The 2404-nt window shown below is 46.6% G+C and carries 2 protein-coding genes; both read left to right on the top strand.

Annotated features, from left to right (window positions below; translation table 11 throughout):
• Window positions 1–167 precede the first annotated feature (167 nt).
• Window positions 168–1058, top strand: a complete 891-nt coding sequence (locus CYR52_RS22080; RefSeq protein ID WP_101829447.1) for a LysR family transcriptional regulator — start codon at window positions 168–170, stop codon at window positions 1056–1058.
• 149 nt (window positions 1059–1207) lie between these two features.
• A complete protein-coding gene (locus CYR52_RS22075) occupies window positions 1208–2200 on the top strand; it encodes a zinc-dependent alcohol dehydrogenase family protein (protein ID WP_101829446.1) in 993 nt (330 codons plus the stop codon).
• The last annotated feature ends 204 nt before the right edge of the window (window positions 2201–2404 follow it).

The raw sequence follows: 2404 nt of genomic DNA, 5'->3' as shown, positions 1-2404 counted from the left end.
TTCAGACATTCAATGAAATGTGCCCGTTTGCTTTGTCTCAATCACGCACATTGTGGGAGTCTGAAAGTTCTTACCTGACTGGAAAGGATTAATACTTTTGGGATGTTTTTTCTTACAATGTTTGCTTAAAAGGGCTAAAAAAGTCAGGTGATCAATTGCATTCCAACATGATTGAATATCTAAATATTTTCATACAGGTTGTTGAGCAGGGTAGTTTCACAAAGGCCGCGGACATTCTTCAAATACATCGCCCAACTGTAAGCAAAGCGATACAAAAAATTGAAGACGATCTGGGTGTAAAACTCATTCATCGCACAACACGAAAGCTGAGTATTACAGCTGAAGGAGATGAATTCTATCATCATGCCAGACATGTTCTAGCCGACGTTAATGACATGATGGCCATTTTTTCACCTACTCTTCCACCACGAGGGCGCCTCAGGCTGGATGTTCCACTGGCGCTGGCTCATGCCATATTGATTCCAAATCTCAAAGATTTCCAGACACGGTACCCCGGCATTGAAGTCGTATTAGTTTCATCGGATAAAAAAAGTGATTTGATAACCGAAGGTGTAGATTGTCTTGTTCGGCTGGGTGCGCTTCATAATTCAAGTTTTATCTCCAGGCGCATTGGTGACATCAGGATGGTCACCTGTGCAGCTCCGTCTTATCTTCAACAGCACGGTCTGCCAGAGACACTGGCAGACCTGAAGCAACATCGGGCGGTTAACTTTTTTAGTGAACATAGTCGTGACGTTATGGAATGGAAGTTTATTGAGGACGGGAGCGTCGTGACATTGCACCCCGCCAGCAGCGTACTGGTAGATAACTCCGACATTCTGCTCTCCTGTGGTCTTGCCGGTCTGGGCATTATCCAGGCCACCTACGTTGCTCTTGCCCCTTATATAGCTTCAGGTGCTCTTGAAGAGGTTCTGACCCAATACCCTTCAGTATCAAAGCCCGTGGCAGTAATGTATCCGGACAGGCGTTACCTTTCTCCAAAAGTCCGGGTCTTTATTGACTGGTTTAGTGATGTTCTGTCCATGAAGCTCCACTGAGACAGCAGGATTGTTAATAAATAATTAAAACTGAAGTTCCACGGCTGCTATTTTTCGTGCATCCATAACAACGTAGATTGTTCTCAAACGATTCGGGCACGTCTTCAGCCTTAATACGGGGATGTGCCACTAACTGAAGAGATCTGAACATGTCTAAAGTTGTTACCTTTAACCGCACCGGCGGTCCGGAAGTACTGGAAGTTATTGATGTAGAGGTGCCCGCGCCAGCAGCGGGTGAAGTACAGATTCGTGTACATGCGGTTGGTCTTAACCGTGCAGAAATCATGTACCGTAACGGCCAGTATGTCATTGAGCCGGAATTCCCCGCACGTCTTGGTTATGAAGCGGCTGGCGTCGTGCAGGCTGTTGGCGAGAACGTTAAAGAATTTGCCAGTGGAGACATGGTGAGCGTGATTCCTTCATTCATGTTTAATGAATATGGCATGTACGGCGAACTGGTCAATGCACCGGTGCACGCTGTCGTAAAGCATCCTGAAAATCTTTCATTCGAGGAAGCTGCTGCAAGCTGGATGATGTATGTCACCGCCTATGGTGCGCTGGTTGAATATGGCAATCTTCAGGCCGGTCAGAACGTGGTGATCCGCGCAGCATCAAGCAGCGTTGGTCTGGCTGCCATACAGATAGCTAATATGCTGGGAGCAAAACCCATTGCGCTTACGCGTACCTCTGAAAAAAGCGAAATGCTCATGAAAGCCGGTGCCGCCAACGTCATTGCTACTGCGGAGCAGGATATGGTTGCTGAAATCAATCGTGCAACACATGGTGCGGGCGCTCATATTGTTTTTGATCCCGTCGGCGGCCCCGACGTGGCAAAACTGACTAAGGTGATGGCTCCGCAGGGCATGTTTTTCCAGTATGGCGCGCTCGACAGCCGTGACATGCTTGTGCCTGTATTTGATATTCTGGGTAAGCACCTGACTTTACGAGGATATGAGCTGTTTGAAATCACAATGAATCCTGAAAAAATGACTCGCGCAAAAGCTTTTGTCACTGAGGGCTTACGCTCAGGCAAACTGAAGCCGGTCATTGATAAAACGTTTCCGCTTGAAGAAATTGCTAACGCCCAGCGTTATATGGAAGCAAATGGTCAGGTAGGAAAAATTATCGTGGTTGTTGAATAATCTTAACCGCAACCTTTTAAACAATGAGTTTGGTGAAGCCTGGAAATCATCCGGGCTTTTATCATCCTTAATTTCGAACCAATAGTTCAATAACCGACCTGTTGTAAACCGTTATTATTTACTGCTTCATAAGCATATATACGTTTCTTGCTCATAGCGGACCTTACCTGAGGTCAGTCCGCTTTGTGCCAGAAGCGGACGTGG

The organism is Chimaeribacter arupi, from assembly GCF_002858805.1.
Classification (GTDB): Bacteria; Pseudomonadota; Gammaproteobacteria; order Enterobacterales; family Enterobacteriaceae; genus Chimaeribacter; species Chimaeribacter arupi.
The sequence above is the reverse complement of the archived record's forward strand: the minus strand, read 5'-3'. Positions and strand labels throughout refer to the sequence as shown.